This is a genomic window from Paraburkholderia sp. (assembly GCF_036488795.1).
Lineage (GTDB): Bacteria > Pseudomonadota > Gammaproteobacteria > Burkholderiales > Burkholderiaceae > Paraburkholderia.
This window is the reverse complement of the sequence record NZ_DASXHA010000011.1, coordinates 1-24,285: the sequence shown is the minus strand read 5'-3', so window position 1 is coordinate 24,285 and position 24,285 is coordinate 1. Positions and strand designations below refer to the sequence as shown.

Annotated in this window: 24 protein-coding genes; 7 read left to right on the top strand and 17 right to left on the bottom strand. The window is 62.0% G+C overall.

What is annotated here, in order from left to right; translation table 11 throughout:
* The gene (gene yaaA, locus VGH41_RS01380) at positions 1-783 is read right to left on the bottom strand and encodes a peroxide stress protein YaaA (protein ID WP_331595508.1); all 783 of its coding nucleotides are present in this window, start codon (positions 781-783) and stop codon (positions 1-3) included.
* A gap of 56 nt (positions 784-839) precedes the next feature.
* On the opposite strand from yaaA, the gene VGH41_RS01375 reads away from it, so the two are divergent.
* Complete coding sequence (locus tag VGH41_RS01375) at positions 840-1,340, top strand: putative toxin-antitoxin system toxin component, PIN family (protein WP_331595507.1); 501 nt, start codon at positions 840-842, stop codon at positions 1,338-1,340.
* 112 nt (positions 1,341-1,452) lie between these two features.
* Positions 1,453-2,625 (top strand): pyridoxal phosphate-dependent aminotransferase, encoded by a 1,173-nt coding sequence (locus tag VGH41_RS01370; RefSeq protein WP_331595506.1) that lies wholly within the window; start codon positions 1,453-1,455, stop codon positions 2,623-2,625.
* Positions 2,626-2,728: 103 nt separating this feature from the next.
* Here the strand turns inward: VGH41_RS01370 and VGH41_RS01365 are convergent, their stop codons facing one another.
* Positions 2,729-3,376, bottom strand: coding sequence for a glutathione S-transferase (locus VGH41_RS01365; protein ID WP_331595505.1), 648 nt, complete (start codon positions 3,374-3,376; stop codon positions 2,729-2,731).
* Between the two features lie 133 nt (positions 3,377-3,509).
* On the opposite strand from VGH41_RS01365, the gene VGH41_RS01360 reads away from it, so the two are divergent.
* Genes VGH41_RS01360 through VGH41_RS01340 form a run of 5 tightly spaced genes read left to right on the top strand, consistent with a single transcriptional unit; the run spans position 3,510 to position 9,027 of the window.
* The gene (locus tag VGH41_RS01360; protein ID WP_331595504.1) at positions 3,510-5,066 is read left to right on the top strand and encodes a 3-hydroxyacyl-CoA dehydrogenase; all 1,557 of its coding nucleotides are present in this window, start codon (positions 3,510-3,512) and stop codon (positions 5,064-5,066) included.
* Positions 5,063-5,851, top strand: a complete 789-nt coding sequence (locus VGH41_RS01355) for an oxepin-CoA hydrolase, alternative type (RefSeq protein WP_331595503.1) — start codon at positions 5,063-5,065, stop codon at positions 5,849-5,851. The genes VGH41_RS01360 and VGH41_RS01355 overlap by 4 nt, the downstream gene beginning before the upstream one ends.
* A gap of 36 nt (positions 5,852-5,887) precedes the next feature.
* The gene (locus VGH41_RS01350) at positions 5,888-6,607 is read left to right on the top strand and encodes a histidine phosphatase family protein (RefSeq protein WP_331595502.1); all 720 of its coding nucleotides are present in this window, start codon (positions 5,888-5,890) and stop codon (positions 6,605-6,607) included.
* A 23-nt stretch (positions 6,608-6,630) separates the two neighbouring features.
* Positions 6,631-7,737: a phosphotransferase gene (locus VGH41_RS01345; RefSeq protein ID WP_331595501.1), complete on the top strand. Its 1,107-nt coding sequence runs from the start codon at positions 6,631-6,633 to the stop codon at positions 7,735-7,737.
* Positions 7,738-7,767: 30 nt separating this feature from the next.
* Entirely contained in the window at positions 7,768-9,027 is a 1,260-nt protein-coding gene (locus tag VGH41_RS01340) for an acyl-CoA dehydrogenase family protein (RefSeq protein WP_331595500.1), read from the top strand.
* A 97-nt stretch (positions 9,028-9,124) separates the two neighbouring features.
* Here the strand turns inward: VGH41_RS01340 and VGH41_RS01335 are convergent, their stop codons facing one another.
* From VGH41_RS01335 to nuoG, 15 genes are all read right to left on the bottom strand, one after another.
* On the bottom strand, positions 9,125-9,589 hold the full coding sequence (locus tag VGH41_RS01335) for a MaoC family dehydratase (protein WP_331595499.1): 465 nt from the start codon (positions 9,587-9,589) through the stop codon (positions 9,125-9,127).
* The gene (locus VGH41_RS01330) at positions 9,586-10,044 is read right to left on the bottom strand and encodes a MaoC family dehydratase (protein ID WP_331595498.1); all 459 of its coding nucleotides are present in this window, start codon (positions 10,042-10,044) and stop codon (positions 9,586-9,588) included. Before VGH41_RS01330 ends, VGH41_RS01335 begins: the two co-directional genes overlap by 4 nt.
* Positions 10,045-10,079: 35 nt before the next feature.
* Positions 10,080-11,216, bottom strand: a complete 1,137-nt coding sequence (locus VGH41_RS01325) for an acyl-CoA dehydrogenase (RefSeq protein ID WP_331595497.1) — start codon at positions 11,214-11,216, stop codon at positions 10,080-10,082.
* A 10-nt stretch (positions 11,217-11,226) separates the two neighbouring features.
* Positions 11,227-12,423: an acyl-CoA dehydrogenase family protein gene (locus VGH41_RS01320; protein ID WP_331595496.1), complete on the bottom strand. Its 1,197-nt coding sequence runs from the start codon at positions 12,421-12,423 to the stop codon at positions 11,227-11,229.
* A 49-nt stretch (positions 12,424-12,472) separates the two neighbouring features.
* A complete protein-coding gene (locus VGH41_RS01315) occupies positions 12,473-12,898 on the bottom strand; it encodes a DUF1178 family protein (protein ID WP_331595495.1) in 426 nt (141 codons plus the stop codon).
* A 253-nt stretch (positions 12,899-13,151) separates the two neighbouring features.
* Entirely contained in the window at positions 13,152-13,742 is a 591-nt protein-coding gene (locus VGH41_RS01310; protein ID WP_331595494.1) for an NUDIX hydrolase, read from the bottom strand.
* Between the two features lie 41 nt (positions 13,743-13,783).
* Positions 13,784-14,080, bottom strand: a complete 297-nt coding sequence (locus VGH41_RS01305) for a DUF2818 family protein (RefSeq protein ID WP_331595493.1) — start codon at positions 14,078-14,080, stop codon at positions 13,784-13,786.
* On the bottom strand, positions 14,080-15,552 hold the full coding sequence (nuoN, locus tag VGH41_RS01300; protein ID WP_331595492.1) for an NADH-quinone oxidoreductase subunit NuoN: 1,473 nt from the start codon (positions 15,550-15,552) through the stop codon (positions 14,080-14,082). The genes VGH41_RS01305 and nuoN overlap by 1 nt, the downstream gene beginning before the upstream one ends.
* 25 nt (positions 15,553-15,577) lie before the next feature.
* Positions 15,578-17,068: an NADH-quinone oxidoreductase subunit M gene (locus VGH41_RS01295; RefSeq protein WP_331595491.1), complete on the bottom strand. Its 1,491-nt coding sequence runs from the start codon at positions 17,066-17,068 to the stop codon at positions 15,578-15,580.
* Positions 17,069-17,082: 14 nt separating this feature from the next.
* Positions 17,083-19,149 (bottom strand): NADH-quinone oxidoreductase subunit L, encoded by a 2,067-nt coding sequence (nuoL, locus tag VGH41_RS01290; RefSeq protein ID WP_331595490.1) that lies wholly within the window; start codon positions 19,147-19,149, stop codon positions 17,083-17,085.
* Positions 19,150-19,160: 11 nt separating this feature from the next.
* Positions 19,161-19,466, bottom strand: a complete 306-nt coding sequence (gene nuoK, locus VGH41_RS01285) for an NADH-quinone oxidoreductase subunit NuoK (protein ID WP_013339863.1) — start codon at positions 19,464-19,466, stop codon at positions 19,161-19,163.
* Positions 19,467-19,487: 21 nt separating this feature from the next.
* The gene (locus tag VGH41_RS01280) at positions 19,488-20,198 is read right to left on the bottom strand and encodes an NADH-quinone oxidoreductase subunit J (protein ID WP_331595489.1); all 711 of its coding nucleotides are present in this window, start codon (positions 20,196-20,198) and stop codon (positions 19,488-19,490) included.
* Between the two features lie 146 nt (positions 20,199-20,344).
* Positions 20,345-20,833 (bottom strand): NADH-quinone oxidoreductase subunit NuoI, encoded by a 489-nt coding sequence (gene nuoI, locus VGH41_RS01275; RefSeq protein ID WP_012401389.1) that lies wholly within the window; start codon positions 20,831-20,833, stop codon positions 20,345-20,347.
* 15 nt (positions 20,834-20,848) lie between these two features.
* Positions 20,849-21,907, bottom strand: coding sequence for an NADH-quinone oxidoreductase subunit NuoH (gene nuoH / locus VGH41_RS01270; protein WP_331595488.1), 1,059 nt, complete (start codon positions 21,905-21,907; stop codon positions 20,849-20,851).
* Entirely contained in the window at positions 21,908-24,241 is a 2,334-nt protein-coding gene (gene nuoG, locus VGH41_RS01265) for an NADH-quinone oxidoreductase subunit NuoG (protein ID WP_331595487.1), read from the bottom strand.
* Positions 24,242-24,285 lie beyond the last annotated feature (44 nt).

Below are 24,285 nucleotides of genomic sequence, written 5' to 3'. Positions count from 1 at the left end.
TTACTCGGCCACGCGGCGGCGGAACACGTACGCAGCATCGTTCGATGCTTGCGCGTCGAACGCGTAACCTTCGGCGTCGAACGCCTTCAGTTGCTCCGGTGCCGCGAGGCGGTTCTCCACCGCGTAGCGCGCCATCAGGCCGCGCGCGCGTTTTGCGTGGAAGCTGATGATCTTATAGCGGCCGCCCTTCCAGTCTTCGAAGACCGGCGTGATCACCGGCGCGTCCAGCAATCTGGGCTTCACCGACTTGAAGTATTCGCCCGACGCGCAATTGACCAGCACGCGCGCCGCGCTCGCGTTCTTCTTCAGTTGCGCGTTCAGCGCCTGGGTGATGCGCTCCCCCCAGAACGCGTACAGATCCTTGCCGCGTGCGTTGGCAAAGGGCGTCTTCATCTCGAGCCGGTAAGGCTGCAGCAGGTCGAGCGGGCGCAGCAGCCCATACAGCCCGGAGAGCACGCGCACGTGCTGTTGCGCGAAGTCCAGATCCGCCGACGACAAGGTCTTCGCGTCGAACCCTTCGTAGACGTCGCCGTTGAACGCGAGCACCGCTTGCTTCGCATTCTTCGTGTCGAACTGCGGCGACCACTCGGCGTAGCGCTGGAAGTTCAGTTGCGCGAGCGGATCGGAAATGCTCATCAGCGTGGCGATCTGCTGCGGCGAGAGACGGCGTAATCCGCCGATCAATTCAGCGGCGTCGTCGACAAAATCGGGGATCGTGTGTTTTTTGACGTGCGGAGGGGTCTCGTAGTCGAGCGATTTCGCCGGCGACAGAACGATTATCATAGAGGCTTGCAGGCACGCCGTGCCTGGCGTTAATGACGAAAGCCAGATTGTAACGAATGCCCGCCACCCCTGCCGCACCCGCACTGCGCGTCGTCCTCGATTCCAATGTCTGGATCGACATCCTCGTGTTCGACGATCCGCACACGCGCCCGATCCGCGCCGCGCTTGAAAGCGGCGCGCTGGAGGCCTTGATCGACACGCGCTGTCTGGCTGAATTGACCTACGTGCTCGATTACCCGCAATTCGCTCGCCGCGAGATTGATAAGGCAGCGGCACTCGCCCTCGTGGCCAGACTGTCGCAACTTGTCGAACCCGGGTCCGCAACCACGGCAGCCGGCGCGGAAGTCGCCCGTCCACTGCCGAAGTGCAAGGACCGCGACGATCAGAAGTTCCTCGAACTCGCGCACGCGGCAGGTGCCGACTGGCTGGTATCGAAGGATCGCGCCGTGTTGAAACTGGCGCGCCGTATCGCCCGCGATTTCGGCTTTCAGATCGCCCAGCCGGCGCCGTTCGTGACCGCCTGCGCGTTATTGGCCGACGAGCCGGCGCCTGCCTGATTCCGGCTTGATGCGTGCCGGGTGCATGCCTGATACCCACCCGCCGCCTCAATTCCCTACAATCGAACTTCAGCCCGTCCCCTAGAACTCCGTCCACGCTCCAGACCGCGCCATGAATGCACCGCACGACACGCCCGTGATTCCGTCGTTTCCGTCCCGCCTGCCGAACGTCGGGACCACCATCTTCACCGTGATGAGCGCGCTCGCCGCGGAAAAAGGGGCCGTGAACCTCGGGCAAGGCTTTCCGGACTTCCATTGCGATCCGCGGATTGTCGACGCGGTGGCCAACGCGATGCGCGACGGCCATAACCAGTACCCGCCCATGGCCGGTGTCGCACCGTTGCGCCAAGCCATCTCCGACAAGATCGCCAGGCTGTATGGCCGCCGCTACGACCCGAACACCGAGATCACGGTCACCGCCGGCGCCACCCAGGCGCTGCTGACCGCCATCCTCTGCGCGGTGCACCCGGGCGACGAAGTCATCGTGGTCGAGCCGACCTACGACAGCTACCTGCCGTCCATCGAACTGGCCGGCGGCAAGCCGGTGTTCGTCACGCTCGAGGCACCGGACTACGCCATTCCGTTCGACAAGCTCGCCGCCGCCATCACGCCGAAGACGCGCCTGCTGCTCATCAACACACCGCACAATCCGACCGGTACCGTCTGGCGCGCGCAAGACATGCGCAAGCTCGAGGAAATCGTGCGCGGCACCAACCTGCTGATCGTGTCGGACGAGGTGTACGAGCACATGGTCTACGACGGCGCGCCGCACGAAAGCGTTGCGCGCTATCCGGAGCTCGCCCAGCGCAGCTTCGTGGTGTCGAGTTTCGGCAAGACCTATCACGTGACCGGCTGGAAGGTCGGCTACGTGGCCGCGCCCGCCACGCTCACCGCCGAATTCCGCAAGGTGCACCAGTTCAACGTGTTCACGGTGAATACGCCCATGCAAATCGGGCTCGCCGAATACATGCGCGACCCGAGCCCCTATCTGGACCTGCCCGCGTTCTATCAGAAGAAGCGCGACTTCTTCCGCGCCGGCCTCGCCCATTCGCGCTTCAAGTTACTGCCCTGCACCGGCACGTACTTCCAGTGCGTCGATTATTCGGCCATCAGCGATCTGCCCGAAGCCGAGTTCGCGCAATGGTTGACGGGCGAGATTGGCGTGGCGGCGATTCCGGTGTCCGCGTTCTATCACGAGCCGCACGAATCAGGCGTGGTGCGCTTCTGCTTCGCCAAGCAGGAAAGCACCTTGGCCACCGCGCTCGAACGCCTGGCGCGTCTCTAGAATGACCCCCGCGATGCCGCGAACGGCTCCACGTTCTGCGCCATCGTTTGAGGCAGCGGCGCGCTTGAGCGCGCCGCGAGCCTACGCCGCCCAGGCGACCACCTTACCGAGGCGCGCTTGCCGCCATATAGGCTTTGCGGTCCGCCGTGACGCGCTGTGCCGCCGGACGTTCGGCCACGGCCTTCACGTAACGCTTCCAGTCCACGCCTGCTTCGAGCAGAAAGTCGCGCCCGTAGACGATCTGCGTGGCAATGCCGACGAGCGGCAAGCTCACGAAGCCTGCCGCATCCGCCACGCTGAAGTTCTCGCCACGCAGAAACGGCCCGAACTTCGCCAGCCGTTTGAAGCCCGCGATGTGACGCGTCAGCAGCTTTTCCGCGCGACCTTTCGTGGCGTCGGTCAGCTTGCCGCCGAAGAACGCTTCCTTGTACAGATCACGCGCCACCAGTTCGAGATGCAGGTCGACGAACGTGATCAGTTCGCGCTGTTTGGCGGCCTCCCACGGATCGGCCGGGAAAATGCCCTTGTCGGGAAAACGCGCGTGCAGATACTCGACGATCGCCTGCGATTCGCAGAGATTGCCCTGTTCGGTTTGAATGAACGGCACCTTGCCAAGCGGCGAACGCGCGAGCAGTGCTTCCTCCTGACTCGTCATCACCGGAACCTCCTCGAACGGGATGCCGTATTCGAGCAGCACGAACTTCACTTTGTTGTAGTAGTTGGACAGCGCAAAGCCGCACAGTTTGATCATCAGATGTCTCCTTCTGACGGATGGTCGAGACCGCTCGCGGTGCGTGCCGGCGGTTCATGAGGCAATCCACTGCATCATCGAGTAAATTGCACGAGCGTGCTATTCTAAAATAACCATGGAGTCGAGCAATTCAATGACCTCTCGCAATTACAGCATCGAGACTATCGGCATTGTCGGAACCGGTGCAATGGGCCGCGGCATTGCACAGATCGCCGCGCTGGCCGGGCTGACCGTGCGTTTGTACGACACCAACCTCGCCGCCGTCGGCGCCGCGCGCGACTACCTCGCCGAGACCTTCTCCAGACTTACCGCCAAAGGCAAGCTCGACCAGGCCCGCGCGCTCGCGGCGTTGGCCTGTGTCAGCGGCGTGCAAACAATCGGCGAGCTCGCGGATTGCGATCTGGTGATCGAGGCTATCGTCGAGAAGCTCGATGTGAAGCGCGCCCTGTTCCGCGAACTCGAAACCGTCGTCAGCGGCCGATGCGTGCTGGCGTCGAATACCTCGTCGCTGTCCATTACGGCGATTGCCGCCGGCTGTGTCGATCCCACGCGCGTCGTCGGTTATCACTTCTTCAATCCGGTGCCGCTGATGAAAGTCGTCGAAGTGATCGACGGTCTGCGCAGCGATCCCGCCGCCGGCGACGCGCTGATGGAGCTCGCGCGCCGCGTGGGCCACACGCCGGTGCGCGCGAAGGACATGCCCGGCTTCATTGTCAATCATGCCGGCCGCGGCATGAATACCGAGGGTTTGCGCGTGGCGGGGGAAGGTGTGGCGAGCTTTGTCGACATCGACCGCATCATGCGCGAGCAAGCCGGTTTCCGTCTCGGCCCGTTCGAATTGCTCGACCTGACCGCGCTGGATGTCTCGCACCCGGTGATGGAATCGATCTATCACCAGTTCTATGAAGAGCCGCGCTTTACGCCGTCGCCCATCACCGGCACACGTCTGGCGGGTGGACTGATTGGGCGCAAGACGGGCGAAGGTTTCTATCGTTACGACGACGGCAAGCAGCAGATCCCCGACGAAGCGCCTGCCCCCACCGAATTGCCTGAACGCGTATGGATCAGCCAGCGTTATCCGCACGCGCATGAGGCCGTTGCAGAACTCGTCGCGAAGGCCGGGGTTTTGTTAGACGACGGCGCGTCACCCGCAGCGGACTCGCTGATCGTCGTCACGCCGTTCGGGCACGACGCGACCAGCGCCGCCGTCGAAGAAGGTCTCGACGCCAGCCGCGTGGTCGCCGTGGACACGCTGTTCCCGCTCGTCGCAGCCCAGCGCCGCACGCTGATGACCACGCCGGCAACCACGCGCGCCGCCCGCGACCAGGGCCACGCATTGCTGGCGGCAGATGGCGTCCCCGTGACCGTGATCCGCGATTCGAGCGGCTTTGTCGCGCAACGCGTGGTGGCGACGATCGTCAACATCGGCTGCGATATCGCACAAAAGCAGATTGCGACGCCGCAGGACATCGACCTCGCGGTCACACTCGGCCTCGGCTATCCACGCGGACCGCTCGCGCTGGGCGACGCACTCGGCGCCCATACCATCCTCACGATTCTGCGCAACATGTCGAGTGTGCTCGGCGACCCGCGTTATCGTCCTTCGCCGTGGCTCGCCCGGCGCGCGCAACTCGGCATGTCGCTGACGCAAACGGATGCCGCCAACCTCAACCCGGAGACCGCGCAATGAGCGCCGAACTGCTCACCTCACGCCCTGCTGAAAGCGAATCGACGCTCGTCCTCACGCTGTCGAACCCGGGCGCGCGCAACGCGCTGCATCCCGACATGTACGCGGCGGGCATTGAAGCCATGAACAGCGTCGAGCGCGACGCCTCGATTCGCGCCGTCGTGATCACCGGCGCCGACCAGTTCTTCTGCGCCGGCGGCAATCTGAACCGGCTGCTCGAAAACCGTGCGAAGGATCCTTCGGTGCAGGCGCAAAGCATCGACCTGCTGGGGGAATGGATCGCTGCGCTACGAGCATCGTCGAAGCCTGTGATTGCAGCGGTCGAGGGTGCGGCAGCGGGAGCGGGGTTTTCGCTCGCCCTCGCCTGCGACCTGCTCGTTGCGGCCGACAACGCCAGATTTGTCATGTCGTATGCACGAGTCGGTCTCACGCCCGACGGCGGCGGTTCGTGGTTCCTTGCGCAAGCGCTGCCGCGTCCGCTCGCCGCCGAAGTGCTGCTGGAAGGCAAGCCGATCGGCGCCGCGCGGCTGCATGAACTTGGCGTGGTGAACCGGCTCGCGAAACCCGGCGCGGCGCGCGATGACGCGCTCGCCTGGGCCGACGATCTCGGCAAGATCTCGCCGAACGCCATCGCCCGTATCAAGGGCTTGTTGAGCGTCGCGGGCACGCAGTCGCTCGCCGAGCATCTCGTGAGCGAACGCGACAACTTCGTCGCGTCGCTGCATCACCGCGACGCGCTGGAGGGCATCACGGCATTCCTCGAAAAACGCGCCCCGGTCTACAAGTGAATCAAGTCAGCCATTGAGCCGATGAGCGAGCCTCCCATGTCTGAATTTCAACTGCCCAAGCGGCGGCGTATCTTTTTGATGCGGCACGGCGACGTGACCTACTTCGACGCAACGGGCCGCGCGATCGATCCGCAGACCGTGCCGCTGAACGCCAACGGCCGGGCCCAGGCCAGCGCAGCGGGGCGCGTGTTCGCCGAACAGCAGATCCGCTTCGACCGGGTGATCGTCAGCGGTTTGCCGCGCACCGTCGAAACCGCGCAGCGCGTGCTGGCGGAAACCGGCCAGCAGATCGAGCTGGAGATCGATCCCGAGTTACAGGAGATTCGCGGCGGCAAGCTCGGCAGCATTCCCGCCGCGGACCTGGAAGCCGCGTTTCTCAGCGTGTTCGACGGCATCGTCGCCGAGAGCACGCGCTTTCTTGGCGGCGAGACGATCGGCGAACTGTTCGACCGTGTGCTGCCGGCAGTCACGGCACTGCGTGACGACACCTCGTGGGACACCGTGTTGCTGGTGCTGCATGGCGGCGTGAATCGCGCCATCCTCTCGCACGCGATCACAGCCGGCGGCCGCACGTTCTTCGGGCACTTATCGCAGGCAACCGGTTGCATCAACGCATTAGATGTGGGCGAGAGGCCGCGCGACTGGGTGCTGCGAACGCTCAACTACTCGCCGCCGTCACCGTTGCATCGTGACGTGCGGAACACGACGATGGAAATGCTCTACGCGCAATTCATTCAATACCAGCGCGACGCATAGCGAACTCTGAACTGGAGGAGACAATGGGCGAAGCCACCAAGACGGGCGAACCTGAACACAAACCGGACTACTCTGCATTCGAAGGCACGCGTCCGGTCACGGAGCGTCAACGTTTCGACCACGACGCGCTCGGTGCGTGGCTCGCGCAGCATGTCGAAGACTTTGCCGGGCCGCTCACTGTCGAGCAGTTCGCGGGCGGCCAGTCGAATCCCACCTTCAAGCTGATCACGCCGTCGCGCACCTATGTGATGCGCGCGAAGCCCGGCCCCACGGCCAAGCTGCTGCCGTCCGCGCATGCGATTGAACGCGAATATCGCGTGATGCATGCGCTCGCGGATACCGACGTGCCGGTCGCCAGGATGCTCGCGCTCTGCGAGGACGAAACGGTGATGGGGCGTGCCTTCTACGTGATGCAGTTCGTCGAGGGTCGCGTGCTGTGGGATCAGTCCTTGCCTGGAATGAACGCGGCTGAGCGCGGGGCCGTCTACGACGAGATGAATCGCGTGATCGCGGCGCTCCATAGCGTGGATGTCGCCGCGCTTGGCCTCGCCGATTACGGCAAGCCGGGCAACTATTTCGCGCGGCAGGTCGGCCGCTGGAGCAAGCAGTATCTCGCCTCCGAAACGGAACCGATCGAGGCGATGCAGCGCCTGATCGAATGGCTGCCGCAGCATATGCCGGATGAAACGGGCGGGCGCGTGTCGATCGTGCATGGCGACTACCGGCTCGACAACCTGATTTTCCATCCGCATGAACCACGCGTGCTGGCGGTGCTCGACTGGGAATTGTCGACGCTCGGCGATCCGCTCGCCGACTTCGCTTACCACTGCATGGCGTGGCATGTGGACCCGGCGCAGTTTCGCGGTATCGCGGGACTCGACTGGGCCACGCTCGGCATTCCAGACGAGGCGCACTACGTCGAACGTTATTGCGCGCGCACGGGTTTCGAGATCCACGGTGACTGGAATTTCTATCTGGCATACAACATGTTCCGCATTGCCGCGATCCTGCAAGGGATCATGAAACGCGTCGTCGACGGCACCGCTGCGAGCGCGCAGGCGCTCGACGCAGGCCGGCGCGCAAAGCCCATGGCGGAACTCGCCTGGCGCTACGCGCAGAAAGTGCGTTAACCGATACTCCCGTCATCCGCGAGGTCTTACATGAATTTCGATTACACCCCGAAGGTTCAGGCGTTGCGCGAGAAACTGCTGGCCTTCTTCGACGAACACATTTATCCGAATGAGAAAACGTTCGCCGACGAAGTGGCGCACAACCGCGCAAACGGCAACGCATGGGTACCCACCGAGCTGATCGAACAACTGAAGCAGCAAGCCCGTGACGCGGGGTTATGGAATCTGTTCCTGCCCGACTCGGAGCGCGGTGCGGGCCTGACCAACCTCGAATACGCGCCGCTGTGCGAAATCATGGGGCGCGTGCCCTGGGCGCCGGAGGTGTTCAATTGCAACGCGCCAGATACCGGCAACATGGAGACCATCGAACGTTATGGCAGCCCGGAGAACAAACGCGAGTGGCTCGAACCTCTGCTGCAAGGGCAGATCCGTTCAGCGTTTCTGATGACGGAGCCCGAAGTGGCGTCGTCGGATGCGACGAACATCCAGACGCGCATTCAGCGCGACGGCGACAGCTATCTGGTCAACGGCCACAAGTGGTGGTCTTCGGGTGCGGGCGATCCGCGCTGCAAGGTGTACATCGTGATGGGCAAGACGGATCCCGAAGCGCCGCGCCATCAACAGCAATCGATGATCCTCGTGCCTGCCGACGCCACCGGCATCACCGTGCACCGTCCGCTTACGGTGTTCGGCTACGACGACGCGCCGCATGGCCACATGGAGATCACGCTCGAAAACGTCCGCGTACCGGCGACGAACATGCTACTGGGCGAAGGACGCGGCTTCGAGATCGCACAAGGGCGCCTCGGACCGGGCCGGATTCATCATTGCATGCGCCTGATCGGCCTCGCGGAACGCGCGCTCGAATTGATGGCGCGGCGTTCACTACAACGCGTGGCATTCGGCAAACCGGTCGCCGCGCAAGGCGTCACCCAGGAGCGTCTCGCCGAGGCGCGTTGCCTGATCGAACAGGCTCGTCTGCTGACGCTCAAAACCGCTTACATGATGGACACGGTCGGCAACAAGGGAGCGCGTGGCGAGATTGCGATGATCAAGGTGGTCGCGCCGAACATGGCCTGCCAGGTGATCGATTGGGCGATCCAGGCGCACGGGGCGGGAGGTTTGAGCGAAGACTTTCCGCTCGCTTATGCCTATACGTCCGCGCGCACGCTGCGCTTTGCCGATGGTCCCGATGAGGTGCATCGCAACGCGATCGCCAAGCTGGAGCTGGCGAAGTATATGGATGCGGGTTCGGCGGCACGGGTTGAGACGCCGATCACGCGATCCTGATGCGCCGAGTGTTCGGGCTTGAGGAAAGGCTGATGCGCGTGGCGGCAATGAAGCCGCCACGCGCGTAACACGCTAGCTCGCTACGTTGGAACGACGGCTAGAAATAATGCCGCGTGATGAATTCCGCCACGCACACCGGCCGCTCACTGCCCTGCCGTTCCAGCGTCACGTTCCATACCACCTGCACGCCTGCATCGTCCACATCGTCGACGCTCGACACCGCGAAACTCGCTCGCAATTGTGAGCCGACCGGCACGGGTGCCGTGAAGCGAACGCGGTTGAGCCCGTAATTGACGCCCATTCGCTGCTTGAGCGTCACGGTTTGCGCCAGCAAGCCCGGGATCAAAGACAAGGTCAAAAACCCATGCGCAATTGGACCGCCGAACGGCGACTCACGCCGCGCGCGTTCCGGGTCGACATGTATCCATTGATGATCCCCGGTGGCCGCAGCGAAATCATTGACGCTCGCCTGATCGATGCCCAGCCAGTCGCTGATGAGCGGCGCGCCACCCACCAGCGAACGCAAGGCCTGGGCGTCGAGCAGCACCGCGTCGCGCTTCATCCGCGTGCTCCGGGGTTGCGCAAGCCGAACAAGCCCTTCGAGCGCACGATGATCACCGTCTCGCCATGCTGGTTGATCCCGTTCCATTCGGTCGAGACCATGCCGCGGTCCGGTTTGCTTTGCGACACGCGCTTGTCGAGGATCGCATTCGTCATGCGGATCGTGTCGCCGACGCGCACCGGCTGCAACCAACGGATTTCATCGATACCCGGCGAGCCCATCGAAGTGGACCCCGCGAACGCGTTGCGCACCAGTAAGCCCATCATCACCGAACAGGTATGCCAGCCGCTCGCGATCAGGCCGCCAAAGGGCGATGCTGCGGCGGCCGCGTCGTCGATGTGAAACGGTTGCGGATCGAACCGCTCGGCAAACTCGACGATTTCTTCGCGCGTGAACGTGTGTTCACCACACTCGATGACCGAGCCGACTTCCATATCTTCGAAACTCAATCCCATCGCGACACCTCACTTGGTTTGAATCAGCCGGCCGGTCATGCTTCGGCCGTGGCAAAGCCGGGCAGCGCGGCGAAACGCGCAAGATGGTGATCGACATCGCCCAGCGTGGTTTCGATGATCGCCAGCCGCTTGAACAGATGGGCCGCCGCCACCTCATTCGTGACACCCATGCCGCCGTGCAACTGGACCGCCTGCTGGCCGACGAAACGCGCGGCCTGTCCGACCCGGACCTTCGCGGCGGAAACCGCGCGGCGCCGTTCGTCTGCATTCGTGCTGGCGTAGCGCACTGCAGCCAGATAGGTCACGGAACGCGCCTGTTCGGCGTGGATCAGCATCTCGACCATCCGGTGTTGTAGCGCCTGAAAGCGCGCGATGGGCTGGCCGAACTGCTGACGCGTCTTCGTGTATTCGACGGTGGCGTGATTGAGCGCATCGAGCGCGCCGACCGCTTCCGCACACAACAGCACGGTGCCGTAGTCGGCGATATGTTCGAGCGCGGCGGCGCCGCCGGTCTCGCCAACGAGTTGCCGCGCAGGCGTGCCTTCGAGCGACAGGTTCGCTGCGCGTTGCCCGTCGATCGTGCGGTAGTCCGTCACCTGCACACCTGCTGCATCACGCGCAACCACGAACAGCGCGATTTCGCCGTTCAGACGGGCGGGCACGATCCAGTAGTGCGCCTGTGCACCGTGCAGCACGACTGACTTCTTGCCGCTCAGTGCGTATTGCTCACCTTGCTTCACAGCAGTCGTTTCGACGGAGAACAGATCGTAGCGCGCGTGCGGTTCATGGAACGCGACTGCGAGCTTGATCTCGCCTTGCGCCGCGCGTTCGAGCAACGCGGTATCCTCGCCGTGCCCCGCGCCGGCCGAGCCCGCAATGCGCAACGCCTCGATACCCACCGCCGTGGCCCAATACGGCTCGACCACCAGCGCGCGGCCAAGCTCCTGCATGACGACCAGCATATCCACCGGGCTGCCATTGAAGCCACCCTGCTCTTCCGGCACCGGCAAAGCGGTCAGGCCGAGTTCGCTGAAAGCGTTCCAATGCGTCTCCGAGACGCCCGCGTCCGAATACACGATAGCCTGCCGTGCTTCGAAACCGTAGTTCTTGTCCAGGTAACGGCGCAGTGCGTCGGCAAATTGCTGTTGTTCGTCGGTAAAAGTGAAGTCCATGCGCCGCTCCTCAGAGTCCGAGAATCATCTGCGCGATGATGTTCTTTTGAATTTCGTTCGAGCCGCCGTAGATCGACGTCTTGCGGAAGTTGAAGTAGTACGCGGCAAGCGGCGCGGCGTCATCGTCGCCGGCAATGCTGTGTGCGCGCTCGCCTTCGAGGAACGGCACATCGAACGGCGCCGCGAGCGGGCCGACGGCTTCGAACATCAGCTCGGTCAGTGCCTGCTGGACTTCGGTGCCTTTGATCTTCAGCATCGACGCCTCCGGTCCCGGACCGCGTCCGCCTGTTTCATTGGCGACCACACGCTGCACGGTGACTTCCAGCGCCATCAATTCGATCTCGAGGTTCGCCACCTTCGCTGCGAACACGGGGTCGTGCAGCAGCGGTTTGCCATTCTTTTTCTGTTCGAGCGCGAGACGTTTCAGGAATACCAGCTCGCGCTTGGATTGCCCCACCCGCGCAATACCGGTGCGCTCATGACCCAGCAGATATTTTGCGTACGTCCAGCCGCGATTTTCTTCGCCGACCAGATTCTCGAGCGGCACCTTGACGTCTTCGAAAAACACTTCGTTGACTTCGTGATCTTCGTCGAGGGTGATGATGGGACGCACGGTCACGCCGGGCGTCTTCATGTCGATCAGCAGAAACGAGATGCCTTCCTGCTTCTTGGCGCCACTGTCGGTACGCACGAGACAGAACATCATGTCGGCGTGCTGGCCGAGCGTCGTCCACGTCTTCTGACCATTCACGATGTAGTGATCGCCGACGCGTTCGGCACGCGTGCGCAGCGACGCCAGGTCCGAGCCCGACCCCGGCTCCGAATAGCCCTGGCACCACCAGTCGGTGCCATCCAGAATGCGCGGCAAGAAGTGGCGCTTTTGCGCCTCGCTGCCGTATTTCATCAGCACCGGGGCCACCATCGACACACCGAACGGCAGCACCGATGGTGCGCCGAGCCGCGCGCATTCTTCGTCCCAGATGTGCCGTTGGGTGGCGTCCCAACCCGGACCGCCATATGCCTTCGGCCACGCGATCACCGACCAGCCGCGCGTGCCGAGCAGCTTGTGCCAGTTCGCGAAGTCTTCGCGGTTCAGACGTTTGTGATTGAGGACCTTGTCGCTCAGCTCGCGCGGTAAATTCGCTTCGAGCCAGGCGCGGATGTCGGCGCGGAATGCGTCGTCAGCGGGGGAATAATCCAGATTCATTCGCAGTGTCTCCTGGCCGCGGCCTGCCCGCCGCCAGTGAGCCACTGCGTTATTGCAGCGGTTCCTTCAGCGCGGCCGGAATAGGCAGCGGCATCACTTCAATGCCTTCTTCGACCAAGGCCTTCGCGTCTTGCGGTGTCGTGACACCGCGAATGCTGCGTGCGGGCGCTTCGTTGTAGTGAATGCGCCGCGCTTCCTCGGCGAAGCGGTCGCCCACGTTCTCAGTCTTTTCCAGTACCTCGCGCATTGCGCGCATGACGCGCGCCTGCATTTCCTCAGCGCCTGCAGGGGCTTTCGCGTCAGTCGCACCCGACAGGTTCAGCCGGGGCGCCGACGGCAAACGGCTCACTTCGGTCGCACTGCAAACAGGACATTCGACCAGCTTGCGGGACAACTGCGATTCGAAGTCATCAGCAGAAGCGAACCAGCCTTCGAACCGATGGCCGTACGGGCACTGTAAATCGAGGACCTTCATGTGGAATCAGGGCTTGCGTATGAGTTTAGCGCAAAATTCAAATTTGTGAACGGTCGTTCGTAAATTTTGCTGCGGGCGACTTGTGAACGCTGTCAGGAACATTGTGCCTCCAGGCACAATCCAGCGTGCGTGCGCGATTCTAACCCTTTGCGCCCAGGCTCGCCGAAGGGGCAAAAATCCGTCATCCAAACGAGAACGGCAGCCTTTGCGGGCTGCCGTTTCTGGCGCTTGATGCCGTACCTGCCGATGTTTTCTAATTCGGCTCGGGCTCGGCCGCAGGCCATGCCCCCGACAACAGCTTTTCGAGCCAGAACGTGCCAATGATAGTTTTCACGTCGGTGATCTTGCCGGTCCGCACCCATTCCGAAACTTCGGGGACGGTTGCGGTGAACAGTTCCAGGAACTCGCCGTCATCGAGCTTTTGCTCGCCAGCGGTGAGGCCGCGCGCGAGATAGATGTCGATGAACTCGGTCGAGTACGAAATGATCGGGTGAATGCGTGTCAGATACACATATTCGCGCGCGGTATAGCCGGTTTCTTCGCGCAGCTCGCGTTTGGCACAAGCAAGCGCCCCTTCGTCCGGATCGAGCTTGCCGGCCGGATACTCGTGCATCACCTTGCCGATCGGATAGCGGTACTGGCTTTCCAGCAGCACGCGGCCGTCATCGAACAGCGGGATGACCATCACGGCGCCTGGATGTTTGACATATTCGCGCGTGGCGCTCTTGCCGTCCGGCAGCCGGACGGTGTCGCACTTCAATGTCAGGAATGGGCCCTCGTGGAGCGTTTTGCTCTCGAGACAAGTCTCGGTAAGCGCGGCGTCGTGATCGGGAAGTTCAGCCATGTGCGACCTCAGGACAGCGTGGCGCGCGACGGCCTAAGCCGTCAGCGCCGTTTGACGAGATATTGGAAGGTGAAACCGGGAAACGCGAACACGATAAACAGACTGAATGTGATCGCGTAGAACTGCCAGCCTTGTTCGAAGCGGTTACCCGCGCGCGCTTCCAGCATAAAGCCAAGCGCGCCCACCACAAAATACAGCACGATCAACTCGGCAATTCTCAGCCACGCGCTCTTCTTCACCCCTTTCATGGGGATGAAGCCAAACGCGCGCTGATTCAGGAACGGCAGGTTGGCGCCCACGAGCGCCAACAATACGATAAACCACCCAGCAGCAGACATTAGAACGGTAGCGTATGGGTGATGGCCTGCAGGCAAATCTTCAGCAGCGGATCCGGCACGATGCCCAGCACCAGCACGGCCACGCCGTTGAGTGCGAGCAGCGCGCGGTTGCAGGCGTCGGCTTTGATCGGCGCGGTGTCGAGCGGATCGTCGAAGTACATCAGCTTGACGATACGCAGGTAGTAGAACGCACCGAACAGCGACGTGATCACCGCCAGCACCGCCAGCCAGGTCAGACCTGCATTCATCGTGGCTTGCAGCACGGCGAGCTTCGCGTAGAAGCCGACCGCCGGCGGAACGCCTGCGAGCGAGAACATCATGATCATCATGACGAATGCGAACACCGGGCTGCGTTGATTCAGACCCTTGAAGTCGTCGAGCGTTTCCGCTTCGAAGTCGCGGCGTGCCAGCAGCATAACGATACCGAAGGTGCCGAGCGTCGTGACCAGATAAACGATGCTGTAGAACATGGCCGAACCATACGCGCTCGCGGCCGCGCCGGTCTTGCCGTCCACCACGCCGGCCAGAAGGCCGAGCATGACGAAGCCCATGTTCGAGATAGCCGAGTAAGCGAGCATCCGCTTGACGTTGCGCTGCACGATACCGGTGATATTGCCGACAATCAGCGACAACGCCGCGATGATCACCAGCATTTCCTGCCAGTCGACTGCCAGCGGCAGCAGACCCATCACGAGGAAGCGCAGCCCCCACGCGAATGCCGCGACCTTCGGGCCACCGCCCGTCAGCAGCGACATTGCGGTCGGCGCGCCCTGGTACACGTCGGGCACCCACATGTGGAACGGCACCGCGCCCATCTTGAACGCCACGCCCGCGACGATGAAGATCACGCCGAACAGCAGCACGACGTCGTTGATACGGCCCGACGCCACCGCCTTGAACACTTCGTTGACATCGAGCGAACCGGTCGCGCCGTACAGCATTGAAATGCCGTAGAGCAGGAAACCGGAGGCCAGCGCACCCAGCACGTAGTACTTCATGGCCGCTTCGTTCGACTGCGCCGCGTCACGACGCAGCGCGATCACCGCATACAGCGACAGCGACATCAGTTCGAGACCGAGGTACAGCGTCAGGAAGTTGTTGCCCGAGATCATCACCAGCTGGCCGAGCAGCGAGAACATCCCCAGCAGGAAGAAGTCGCCGCGGTACAGATCGCGGTCTTCCAGGTACTTGCGCGAGTAGATGATCGAAACCGTGTAACCGAGCGACACCACTGCCTTCATGGTGCTGGCGAAGGCGTCCACCACGTACATATGCCCGAAGAAGTAATACACATGCGGGTCGAAAGCGTTCACGCCGAACCAGACGCCGGCCACCAGCGACGAGAAAATGGCGATGAAATACGTGGTGCGTCGACCGGCCTGGCCGACGAACGTGTCGTTGAGCCACGCGACAACTACGGCGAGCATCAACAGGCCGTCGGGCAACAGGGCAGTCATAGGTGCGTTTTGCATGGTCTTTAAATTCCTCCGCTCTGCGTTACTGAGGCAACGGCAGTTTCGACTGCGCAACGTGGGAGAGGAGGTTTTCCACGGATACGTGCATCACATCGGTAAAGGGCTTCGGGTAGAGGCCCATGAACAGCGTCAATGCGGCGAGCACGATCAGCATGAAGAACTCACGATGGTTGATGTCGAGCAGTTTCTTCACGTGGTCGTTTGCCACCGCGCCAAAATATACGCGCTTGTACATCCACAGCGTGTAGGCCGCGCCGAGAATCAGCGTGACCGCGGCGCCGCCCGCAATCCAGAAGTTGTACTGGACCGCAGCCAGAATCACCATAAATTCGCCGACGAACCCGGAGGTCCCCGGCAGGCCGCAATTGGCCATTGCAAACAGCATCACGAGTGCCGCGAACTTCGGCATCGTATTCACGACGCCGCCGTAGTCGGCGATCTGGCGCGAGTGCATACGGTCATACAGCACGCCGATGCACAGGAACATCGCGCCCGACACGAAGCCGTGCGAGATCATCTGCACGATCGCGCCTTCCGCGCCAAGCTGGTTGAAGATGAAGAAGCCGAGCGTGACGAAGCCCATGTGCGCGATCGAAGAATAGGCGACCAGCTTCTTCATGTCTGATTGCACCATCGCGACCAGGCCGATATAGATCACCGCAATCAGCGACAGCGTGATGACGACCGGCGCGAGAAAGTGGCTGGCATCCGGCGTGACAGGCAGCGAAAAGCGCAGAAAGCCGTATGCGCCGAGCTTCAGCATGATGGCCGCCAGCACGACCGAGCCGCCGGTCGGCGCCTCCACGTGCGCGTCAGGCAACCAGGTGTGGACCGGCCACATGGGCACCTTCACCGCGAAGGCGAGGAAGAACGCAATGAACAGCAGGATCTGCGGCGTCATGCCGAGCTGCGCCGTTTGCCACGCGGCGAGGTCGAAGGTGCCGGTCTGCCGGTACAGATACAGCAGCGCAACCAGCATCAGCAACGAGCCCATCAGCGTGTACAGGAAGAACTTGAACGCCGCATACACGCGGTTGGGACCGCCCCACACGCCGATGATGATGTACATCGGGATCAGCGTGGCTTCGAAGAACACGTAGAACAACATCCCGTCGGCCGCGCTAAACACGCCGACCATGATGCCCGACAGGATCAGGAACGAGGCAAAGTACTGCGCCACGTTCTTTGTAATCACCTGCCACCCTGCAATCACGACGATCACGGTGATCAGCGCCGTCAGCACCACGAACCACATCGAGATGCCGTCGACTCCGAGGTGATAGGTAATGTTGAAACGCTCGATCCAGTTCGCCTTTTCGACGAACTGCAGATCTGCCGTGCCTGAATCAAAACTCGTAATCAGCGGAATCGTGACGATGAAGCTGAGAACCGAGCCAATCAGCGCAATCCAGCGCGCCGGGGCGGGATTCTTGTCCGAACCGATAGCAAGGACCAGGAGGCCGAAAACGATCGGCAACCAGATCGCGATACTTAAAATCGGATACGTGTGCATTAGTTTCCCTCGCCTTATTTGCCGCCAAGCGTTACAAACAGGGTCAGGAGCCCCAGCATGCCAATAATCATCGCAAACGCGTAGTGATAGATGTAGCCGGATTGAAGGAAACGAATCACGCCGGCGAACCAGCCAATAAAGCGCGCACTGCCGTTGACGATCCCGTCGATGACCACCACGTCGCCCTCTTTCCAGAGGCCGCGGCCAATCGCCACGGCGCCGCGGGCAAACACGACTTCATTGATCTTGTCGAGGTAGTACTTGTTCTCGAGCAGCGTATAGATCGGGCCAAAACCGCGGCGGATGACCGGCGGCAGATCCGGACGCTTCAGATACAGGAACCACGACACCACGACACCGGCCAATGCCAGCCAGACCGGCAGACCCGACACCGAGTGCAGGCCCATCGCGACCCAGCCCGTGAATTCTTCGGCCATTTCGTGCATGACCGGATGGTTCGCGCCGATGTAGATCACCTGGTCGAAGATCACGCCGTGCTGGAAGAAGTCGCCGAACAGCAGCGGACCAACCGCAATCGCGCCGATGATGACCGACGGAATGGCCAGCAGCACCAGCGGCACCCACACCACCCACGGGCTCTCGTGCGGCTCGTGCGCGTGAGCGTGATCGTCGTGACCGTGACCGTGGCCGTCATGACCGTGGGCAGCCTGTGCGGCGGCTTCGATCGCCATCGGCGATTCCGGATGCTTCGGCTTGCGGAAACGCTCTTCGCCGTGGAACACCATGAAGTACATGCGGAACGAGTACAGCGCCGTGACGAACACGCTCGCCACCACCGCGAAGTACGCGAAGTCCGAACCCGGCAGATGCGACAGCTTCACCGCATCGATGATCGAGTCTTTCGAGTAGAAGCCGGAGAAGAACGGCGTACCGATCAGCGCCAGCGAACCGATCAGCGACGTGATCCACGTGATCGGCATGTACTTGCGCAGGCCGCCCATGTTGCGCATGTCCTGATCGTGGTGCATGCCGATGATCACCGAACCCGCGCCGAGGAACAGCAGCGCCTTGAAGAAGGCGTGCGTCGTCAGGTGGAACATGGCGACCGGGTAAGCCGAGACACCCAGCGCGACCGTCATGTAGCCCAGTTGCGACAAGGTGGAATACGCCACCACCCGCTTGATGTCGTTCTGGACGATCCCAAGGAAGCCCATGAACAGTGCGGTGATTGCGCCGATGATCGTCACGAACGACAGCGCCGTATCCGACAGTTCGAACAGCGGCGACATACGCGTGACCATGAAGATACCGGCCGTCACCATGGTTGCCGCGTGAATCAGCGCGGAGATCGGTGTCGGGCCTTCCATCGAATCGGGCAGCCAGACGTGCAGCGGGAACTGCGCCGACTTACCCATTGCGCCGATGAACAGGCAAATACACGCGACCGTCAGCAGCCCCCAGTTCGTACCCGGGAAAGTCAGCGCCGCGAGTTCATGGCTCTTCGCGAACACGTCACCGTAGTTCAGCGAACCGGCAAACGCGAGCAGCAGACCAATGCCCAGCAAAAAGCCGAAATCGCCCACGCGGTTCACGATGAACGCCTTCATGTTCGCGTAGATGGCGCTTTCGCGGGTGTAGTAGAAACCGATCAGCAGGTACGACACCAACCCCACCGCTTCCCAGCCGAAGAACAGCTGCAGCAGGTTGTTGGCCATTACCAGCATCAGCATCGAGAAGGTGAACAGCGCAATGTACGAGAAGAAGCGCTGGTAGCCGTCGTCGTCGGCCATGTAGCCGATCGTGTAGATGTGCACCATCAGCGACACGAAGGTCACTACGCACATCATCATCGCCGTCAGCGAGTCGACGAGGAAGCCGATTTCGAACTTCAGCTTGCCGACCGACATCCACTCGTAGATCGTCGCGTTGAAGCTCGCGCCGTGCATCACGTCGAGGAAGACGATGACCGACAGAATGAAGGAGATTGCAACGCCGAGGATCGTGACCGTGTGGGCGCCTGCGCGTCCTACTGCCTTTCCGAACAGCCCGGCAATCAGAGAGCCGGCAAGCGGTGCAAGCGGCACCGCCAGTAACAGGTTTTCGTTGAGAGTTGTTGACATAGCTTGCCCCATTAACCTTTGAGCTGATCGAGATCCTCGACATTGATCGTGTCGAGACTACGGAACAGGGTCACCAGAATCGCAAGGCCGATCGCCGCTTCCGCTGCAGCAACCGTCAGCACGAAGAAGACGAAAATCTGGCCATGGACGTCGCCGAGATAATGCGAGAACGCGACGAAATTGGTGTTCACCGCCAGCAGCATCAGTTCAATCGCCATCAGGATGATGATGACGTTGCGGCGGTTCAGGAAAATGCCTACAACGCTGATCGCAAACAGGATCGCGCCAAGCACAAGGTAATGAGCAAGGGTCAACATAAAATTTTCTCCTGTCTCCTATCAGCTATTTTTTGCAGGTGTCGCTGCTGCGGCTGCAGCGGTGGCTGCAGCAGCTGCTGCAGCTTCGGCGGCCTGTTCCGCCTTGAGGGTTGCCGCAGTCTTTTCGGACGGCATTTTCACGACGCGCACGCGATCTTGCGCACGCACCTTGACCTGATCGCTCACGCGCTGGCGCTTGCTGTCCTTCCCGTGACGCGCGGTCAGTGCGATGGCGGCGATGATCGCCACCAGCAGCACCAGCCCCGCTACTTCGAACGCGAAGATGTAATCCGTGTAGATGACCTTGCCGATGATGCGCGTATTCGACCAGCCGGCCATCGCGCTACCGGTTGCCACCGTGGTATCGCGCAGCGGCGTGAGCGTGGCGCCGAAGCCGTGCCAGAGGATCAGCGCGGTTTCGATCACGATGATCGCGCCCACCACGGTGGCCATGGGCACGAAGCGCTTGAAGTCCTTGCGCAGCACGTCGAGATTGATGTCCAGCATCATCACGACGAACAGGAACAGCACCATGACCGCGCCGACATACACCAGCACCAGCAGGATCGCAAGGAACTCGGCCTGCAGCAGCATCCAGATGGCCGCCGCGTTGAAGAACGCGAGCACCAGGAACAGCGCGGACGCCACCGGGTTGCGCGAGGTGATCACCTTCAGTCCCGACACCGTCAGGAGCAGAGCGAAGATGTAGAACAGTACGGTCGTGAATTCCATGATTACCGGTTCATCGTTAGGCCATCGTCAGGCATTGTTCTTTGGCACCCATGTGCCAACGCACATGCGCCACGCCACAGCGGTCAAGCAGCAGCCTACGGCCTGACTGCAGGCCGGTACAACGTGTTGCGTCAAACTAAAGCGTTTCAACGGTACGGCGCGTCCGCTGCCTTGTTCGCAGCAATCTCCGCTTCGTAGCGGTCGCCCACTGCCAGCAGCATGTCCTTCGTGAAATACAGGTCGCCGCGCTTTTCGCCGTGATATTCGAGAATGTGCGTCTCGACGATCGAATCGACAGGGCAGCTCTCTTCGCAGAAACCGCAGAAGATGCATTTGGTCAGATCGATGTCATAGCGCGTCGTACGGCGCGTATTGTCCGCGCGCGTTTCCGATTCGATCGTGATGGCAAGCGCCGGGCACACCGCTTCACACAGCTTGCAGGCAATGCAGCGCTCTTCGCCGTTCTCATAGCGGCGCAACGCATGCAGGCCGCGAAAACGCGGCGAAATCGGGGTCTTCTCTTCGGGGAACTGCACCGTGATCTTGCGCTGGAACGTGTAACGTCCGGTCAGCGCGAGGCCCTTGAGCAGCTCAGTCAGGAAGAAGGTCTTGAAGAAGTTTTGGATTGCGGTCATAGGTTCATCCGCCCTTTATTTCCAGATATTCAACGGCGACATGATCCAGAAGCCGACTACGATCAGCCAGACCACGCTCACCGGAATGAACACCTTCCAGCCCAAACGCATGATCTGGTCATAACGGTAGCGCGGGAACGTGGCGCGCGCCCAGATGAATACCGACAACAGGAAGAAGACTTTCAACACGAGCCAGAAGACGCCCGGGATGAAAGACAGGAAGCCGAACGGTGCACTCCAGCCGCCCAGGAACAACGTAGCAGCCAGCGTGGAGATCACGATCATGTTGATGTACTCGGCGAGGAAGAACAGCGCAAACGCCATCCCCGAGTAATCGATCATGTGGCCCGCGACGATTTCCGACTCCCCTTCCACCACGTCGAACGGGTGACGGTTGGTTTCGGCGATGCCCGAGATGAAGTAGACGACGAACATCGGCAGGAGCGGCAGCCAGTTCCACGACAGGAACGTCAAACCGTAGCCGGCGAAGATGCCGCGCATCTGCGAGTTGACGATGTCCGACAGGTTCAGGCTGCCCGAGGTCATCAACACGACGACGAGCGCGAAGCCCATCGAAATTTCGTACGACACCATCTGCGCCGCGGCGCGCATTGCGCCAAGAAACGCATACTTCGAATTCGAGGCCCAACCGGCCAGAATCACGCCGTACACACCGATCGACGAGATTGCGATGGCATACAGCAGACCCGCGTTGATGTCACCCAGTACCGCTCCCGCCTGGAACGGAATTACGGCCCACACGGCGAAAGCCGGCACCACCACCATGATCGGCGCGATCATGTAGATCCAGCGGCTGGCCTGGGTAGGCTGAATCACTTCCTTGAGCAGCAGCTTCAGCACGTCGGCAATCGGCTGCAGCAAACCGGCGGGGCCGACGCGGTTCGGTCCGAGACGCACGTGCATCCAGCCGATCAGCTTGCGTTCCCAGAGGATCAGGTAAGCCACGCACAGCAGGATCACGACGGCCACCACCAGGATGCGCACGAGTGCCCATACCGTGGGCCATGCGACGCCGAGGAGCTGAGTGCCGCCCGAGTTGATCGATTCGAACATTTACGCCTTCTCCACCAGCAGTTCACCGAACAGGCTGCCCAGCGCTGCACCGGCAGGCGTGGCCGCCGACACGCGGACGACTGTCTCCGCAAGATTTGCATCGCGCACGGCCGGCAACTGCACCGAGTGCTCACCCTGGCGCACGCGCACTGCGTCGCCGTCTTTCAGACCCAGCTTGTCGAACAGCGCAGCCGGCAGACCGACCGCGTTCGCCGCCCGGGCGGCCGCGGTCAGATGCAGCGATTCCGCGCGACGCACCAGCGGGTCGGCGTGATAGATCGGCACGTCGGCGATGCGCTCGAATGCACCCTCCGCGGCCTTTCTTGCCGCACCGCGGGCAACCGCGACGCCAGCCTTGTTCGACAGACGCGAGGCGAGTTCGCCGTCGCCCAGGGCGGCCTGACGCACTTCTTCGGCGGTGTCGAATTCGAAACCCGGCAGGCCGAGCAGGCTACCGAGCACGCGCAACACCTTCCACGCCGGCCGCGTGTCACCCAGCGGACGCACGACGCCATTGAACATCTGCACCGTGCCTTCAGCATTGACGAAGGTACCGGCCGTTTCCGTGAACGGAGCGATCGGCAGGAGCACGTCGGCGTATTCTGCGCCCGTCTGGAACGGCGACAGCACGACGACCATTTCCGCCTGGTTCAGCGCGGCCAGGGCTTGCGCCGGGTTGGCGGTGTCGAACTCCGGTTCGACGTTGAGCAGCACATAACCCTTGCGCGGCTGCTCGAACACTTCACGAGCATTTAGACCGCCCTCTCCCGGCAGCGCGCCAGCGAGGTGGGCGCCCACGGTGTTCGCTGCTTCCGTGAGGAAACCGAGCGTGGCGCCGGTGGCTTGTGCGATCCATTCGGCTGCGGCATGAATCAGCGCAAACTCCGGATGACGCACAGCGCCATTGCCGATCAGCACGAGACGATGTTCGCCGGCTGCGAGCGAAGCAGCAACCTGCTTGTGAGCATCCGTGGACTGCGTGCCGGCGAACGCTTCCGGCAGTGCGACACCGCGTGCTTCGGAAACCGCTCCGGCGATGCCAGCCAGTTCCTCGAGCCACGCCGACGGCGCCGCCACGACACGTTGGGCTTGCGGGATCAGTGCGTCGTCGCCGCTGGCTTGCACCAGGGTCAGCTTCGTGCCGCTCTTGGCGGCCTGACGCAGACGCGCTGCGAGCAGCGGATGGTCGCGGCGCAGGTCCGAGCCAATGATGAACGCCGCATCAACGTTCGACAGGTCGGCGAGCTTCGTGCCAAGCCACGGCGCGCCATTGACCGGCGCAGAGAAGTCCGACTGGCGCAGACGGAAGTCGACGTTAGGCGTGCCGAGCGCCTGCGCAAGCTGCTTCAGCAGGAACAGTTCTTCGACCGTGCTGTGGGCGCTGCCAAGTGCGGCCAGCGCTTCCGCGCCGTGATCGCCCTTGATGCCCTTCAAACCCTTGACGACATATTCGAGCGCCGTCTGCCAGTCGGTTTCGACCCACTTGCCGCCTTGCTTGAGCATGGGCTGCGTGAGGCGTTCCGGGCTATTCAGCGCTTCGTACGAGAAGCGGTCCTTATCGGAAATCCAGCATTCGTTGATCGCTTCGTTTTCGAACGGCAGAACCCGCATCACGCGATTGTTCTTGACCTGCACCACGAGGTTGGCGCCGACCGAATCGTGCGGGCTCACCGACTTGCGGCGCGACAGTTCCCAGGTCCGCGCGCTGTAGCGGAACGGCTTGCTGGTCAAGGCGCCGACCGGGCACAGATCGATCATGTTGCCGGACAGTTCGGAGTCGACCGTCTTGCCGACGAACGAGGTGATTTCCGAGTGTTCGCCGCGGCCCAGCATGCCGAGCTCCATCACGCCGGCAATTTCCTGGCCGAAACGGACACACCGCGTGCAGTGGATGCAACGCGTCATTTCTTCCATGGAGATCAGCGGGCCGACGTTCTTGTGGAACACCACGCGCTTTTCTTCGCTGTAGCGCGAGGCCGACTTGCCGTAACCCACGGCCAGATCCTGCAGCTGGCATTCGCCGCCCTGGTCGCAGATCGGGCAATCGAGCGGGTGGTTGATCAGCAGAAATTCCATCACGGCTTGCTGACCCTGCACGGCCTTGTCGGATTTTGTGCGCACGATCATGCCGGCCGAGACCGGCGTGGCACATGCGGGCACGGCCTTCGGCATCTTCTCGACATCGACCAGACACATCCGGCAGTTGGCCGCAATCGACAGCTTCTTGTGATAGCAGAAGTGAGGAATGTACGTGTCGACCTTATGCGCAGCCTGGATCACCATGCTGCCTTCAGGCACCTCTACTTTCTTGCCGTCTATTTCAAGTTCAACCATGATGGTCAATCTTCCTTAACCTGTTACCGCTCAATCGTTCGCCC